The sequence below is a fragment of the Frankia sp. AgKG'84/4 genome (assembly GCF_023242965.2).
Taxonomy (GTDB): domain Bacteria; phylum Actinomycetota; class Actinomycetes; order Frankiales; family Frankiaceae; genus Frankia.
On record NZ_JALKFU020000543.1, the window covers coordinates 1 to 3,682 of the forward strand.

Sequence of the window (3,682 nt, forward strand, 5' to 3'; positions counted from 1 at the left end):
CGGCCGGTCCGCCCGCGGCCCGCGCGGCGTCGCGGCGCACGTCGGCCAGGGCACGGGCGCAGCCGGGACGCCCGGCGCAGCTCGTCACGCCGATCCACGCGGAGTCCGCCGCGACGGCGAGCCCGGTGTCGGCCACCTGCCGGGTGATCCCCGACGCGGCCACCGGATCGAGGTCACGCAGCACCACCGAACGCCACGGCGTCACCATCACCGGGCGCTCGCCCGCCCGCTCGGCGATCTCGGCGAGCAGGTCAAGCTGATCGGCCCGCAACCGGCCGAGCGGGACCAGCACCGTGAGCGCACAGCGACCGTCACGCTGCATGTAGATCCCCGTTCCGGTCCAGGCTCGGTCACTGTGCGTGCACGGTGATACCCCCGGGGCGGTGGACCTCGTGCGGCGCGTGCGCGACGCGCTGCGGGCCGCGGGTATCGAGGTGGCACCGTTCGCCTGAGCACCGTTCGCCCGAGCACCGACCGACAGAGCACCGACCGACAGAGCACCGACCGACCGCGCGGGCCTGGGAGGACCACGATGCGCATCCTGACCTGCGGCGCCGATGCCCTGCTGATCGAGGTCGCCGACCTGACCGAGGCCGGGGAGGTCTACGACCGGCTGCGCCGCGACCTTCCGCGCGGCGTCGTGGAACTCGTCCCCGCCGCCCGGACCGTGCTGGTCCAGTTCGACCGGACGGCCACCGACGCGGCCCGGCTCCGGGAGCACCTGCGGGCGGGCGCCGTGCGGGCGGGCGACGCGGATCCCGTCGGCGGGCGGGCGACGCCCGGGTCCACCCCACCGGTGACGGTCACCGTGCGTTACGACGGCCCCGACCTGGCGGACGTCGCCGGGCTCACCGGGCTGACGCCGCGCCAGGTCGTCGAGCGGCACACCGGTGGCTCGCACCGGGTGGCATTCTGCGGGTTCGCCCCCGGGTTCGCCTACATCGCCGGGCTGGATCCCGGGTTGCGGGTGCCGCGGCGGGCCACCCCGCGCACCCGGGTGCCCCCCGGCGCCGTCGCGATCGCCGATCTGTTCACCGGCGTCTACCCGCGCGCCTCGCCCGGCGGCTGGCATCTCATCGGCCACACCGATCTTGTCACCTTCGACCTCGACCGGGACCCGCCCGCGCTGCTCGCGCCGGGAACCCCGGTCCGCTTCGTCGACGTCGGCAACTCCGCTGCCGAAACGACGCGGGGGCCGGCGTGAGCGAGACGCCCGGGACCCCGGGGCCGCCGGCGGGATCGGTGCGGATCGTCGCGCCCGGGCCGCTGGCCACCGTGCAGGACCTCGGCCGGCCCGGGCTCGCGCATCTCGGTGTGACCCGCTCGGGCGCCGCCGACCGGGGCAGCCTGCGGCTGGCGAACCGGCTGGTGGGCAACCTCGCGGGCGCGGCGGCGATCGAGACGACGTACGGCGGCCTGGTCGTGTCGTTCACCGGGCCGACGATGATCGCCGTGACCGGGGCGCCGTGCCCGTTGGACCTCGCCGGCCGGCCGGTCGGCATGTACGCGCCGGTCGACGTGCCGGCGGGCGCGCGGCTGCGGATCGGCGCGCCCGACCGGGGTGTGCGCAGCTATCTCGCGATCCGCGGCGGGGTGGACGTCCCGGCCGTCCTCGGCTCCCGGTCGCGGGACACCCTGGCCGGTATCGGGCCCGAACCGCTGGCCGCCGAAACCGTCCTTGCGATCGGGCGGGAGAGCGGGCCGGCGCCGACGGTCGACCTCGCCCCGCAGGCCCGGTACGCCGACGAGCCGGTCCTGCGGGTCATCCCCGGCCCGCGCGAGGACTGGTTCACCGCCGAGTCCGTCGCCGGGCTGTGGGCCGGCGCATACGAGGTGTCCGCGGACAGCGACCGCGTCGGCGTGCGCCTGCGCGGACCGGCCCTGCGCCGACGGATCAGCGCCGAGCTGCCCTCCGAGGGGGTCGTGGCGGGCGCCGTGCAGATTCCGCGCGACGGCCAGCCCGTCATCTTCCTGGCCGATCATCCGGTCACCGGCGGCTATCCGGTACTGGCTGTCGTCGCCGCGGACGACCTCGCCCTGGCGGCCCAGTGCCGGCCCGGGCAGCGGGTGCGGCTGCGCCTGTACCGGCCTGGGTGACCGGTCGCCACCCGGGTGACTCAGCGGGTGCTGTGGCTGCGCCGTCGGTGGCGGCCGAAGGCGCCGGACCGGTCCGGCGGCGCCGGTTGCTGGCCGGATCCCTGCTGGCCGTATCCCTGCTGGCCGTATCCCTGCTGGCCATCGGCGCCGTACGAGCCGGCTGCCCGGCCGTTGGCATCCGTCGCGCCCTGCGGCCGGCCCGCCGCCGGCCGGTCGCTCGGGTACACCTGCGGTTCGCTGACGGCCGGCGGCACGTCCTGGCGAGGGTCCGGGCCGGCCCCGCGGGCGTCGCGGCGTCGACGGGCGGCGGCGACGTCACGCACGCCCCGGACGCTGAGCCGGCCCCAGGCCGTCGAGCCCAGGAAGATGATGACGGCACCGAGGCCGTAGAAGAAGCTGATCCATTCGAGGGTCGCCTGCGCGGTGCCGCCCCGCGGCGCGCCGAGGTTACCAAGGTGCCAGGGTCCCGTCAGGGTCGGCCCGAGCACGTACCAGGCGCCGGCGGCGATGGCGAGCCACGCGCCGAGCACGGCCGTCCCCCGGTTCGCGCTGACCGCCAGCAGGAATCCACCGACGAACGTGGCGATGCCGGGCAGCAGCTCCAGCCAGAACCGGGCGGACGTCCACGTCCACGCGCCGTCCTGGGTGAATTCGAAGTGAAAGTAAGGGCCGACGAACGGTACGAGCGCCCCCCACAACCCCAGGAGCATCAGCAACAGTCCGGTGACCGCGCCCCGGCTACGGGGAATGTGCCAGGCGCCCAGTCCGCGGGTGTCGGCGTTGACGACGGCTGTCATCACTCGCCTCCTCTCCTCGGCCTACACCAGGCAGCGTGCCCCGCCTCGGCTCGGCAAATCACCAGGTCACGCCGGGTCCGCGGAGTCGGGTCGGGGCGGAGCGGGTCGGGGCGGAGCGGGTCGGGGATCACAACGCGACGAAGACGCATCCCCGGGCCTGCAGGGCGGGCAGCACCCGGTCGAGCGCCGCGATGGTCTGCGACCGGTCGCCGCCGCCGTCGTGGCTGAGCAGGATGTCGCCGGCGCGCGCCGCGCTGAGCGCGCGCACGATCGTCTCCTCGCCGGGCCGCGACCAGTCCCGCGGGTCGACATCCCAGCCCAGCGGGGTCAGGCCGAGTTCGTCGGCGACGGCGAGCACGTCCGGGGACCAGTCGCCGCCGGGCGCGCGGAACAGTCGCGGCGAGCGGCCGCCGGCGGCGACGATCGCCTGCTGGGCGGCGGCGATCTCCGCGTGCAGCTGCGCCCGGGGACGGCGGCTGAACGGCTGCGGATGGGTCATCGTGTGGTTGCAGAGGGAGTGGCCCGCGGCGACAATCGCCCGGACCAGCGCCGGATGGGCCCTGGCCTGGTCTCCCACGAGGCAGAACGTGGCGAGGACCTGATGGGTCCGCAGCACGTCGAGCATTCTCGGTGTCCAGGTCGGGTGCGGGCCGTCGTCGAGGGTGAGCGCGACCGCACCGGCGGGGGCGTCCGGGCGCAGTTCGCGGACGTGGCGGGCGGGCTGGCTGAGCACGACGTCGCCCCCGCCTCCCGTGGGTGCCGGCGCGGTGGCGCTGACCGCCGGCCGC

The 3,682-nt window shown here is 76.1% G+C and carries 6 protein-coding genes; 3 read left to right on the top strand and 3 right to left on the bottom strand.

Annotation, left to right across the window (positions count from 1 at the left end; genetic code table 11):
- Nucleotides 1–322, bottom strand: a 322-nt coding sequence (locus MXD58_RS22840) for a ferredoxin-like domain-containing protein (RefSeq protein ID WP_518478639.1), incomplete at its 3' end; no start/stop codon positions are given.
- 37 nt (nucleotides 323–359) lie between these two features.
- Between MXD58_RS22840 and MXD58_RS22845 the strand changes: the two genes are divergently transcribed.
- From MXD58_RS22845 to MXD58_RS22855, 3 genes are all read left to right on the top strand, one after another.
- The gene (locus MXD58_RS22845; protein ID WP_250609896.1) at nucleotides 360–452 is read left to right on the top strand and encodes a LamB/YcsF family protein; all 93 of its coding nucleotides are present in this window, start codon (nucleotides 360–362) and stop codon (nucleotides 450–452) included.
- A gap of 80 nt (nucleotides 453–532) precedes the next feature.
- On the top strand, nucleotides 533–1,204 hold the full coding sequence (locus MXD58_RS22850; protein ID WP_248839048.1) for a 5-oxoprolinase subunit B family protein: 672 nt from the start codon (nucleotides 533–535) through the stop codon (nucleotides 1,202–1,204).
- A complete protein-coding gene (locus MXD58_RS22855; RefSeq protein ID WP_248839049.1) occupies nucleotides 1,201–2,097 on the top strand; it encodes a 5-oxoprolinase subunit C family protein in 897 nt (298 codons plus the stop codon). Before MXD58_RS22850 ends, MXD58_RS22855 begins: the two co-directional genes overlap by 4 nt.
- 20 nt (nucleotides 2,098–2,117) lie before the next feature.
- Here MXD58_RS22855 and MXD58_RS22860 read toward each other — a convergent pair whose 3' ends face one another.
- Both MXD58_RS22860 and MXD58_RS22865 read right to left on the bottom strand, forming a co-directional pair.
- The gene (locus tag MXD58_RS22860) at nucleotides 2,118–2,894 is read right to left on the bottom strand and encodes a hypothetical protein (protein ID WP_248839050.1); all 777 of its coding nucleotides are present in this window, start codon (nucleotides 2,892–2,894) and stop codon (nucleotides 2,118–2,120) included.
- 127 nt (nucleotides 2,895–3,021) lie between these two features.
- Nucleotides 3,022–3,682, bottom strand: a 661-nt coding sequence (locus MXD58_RS22865; protein ID WP_250609897.1) for a polysaccharide deacetylase family protein, incomplete at its 5' end; no start/stop codon positions are given.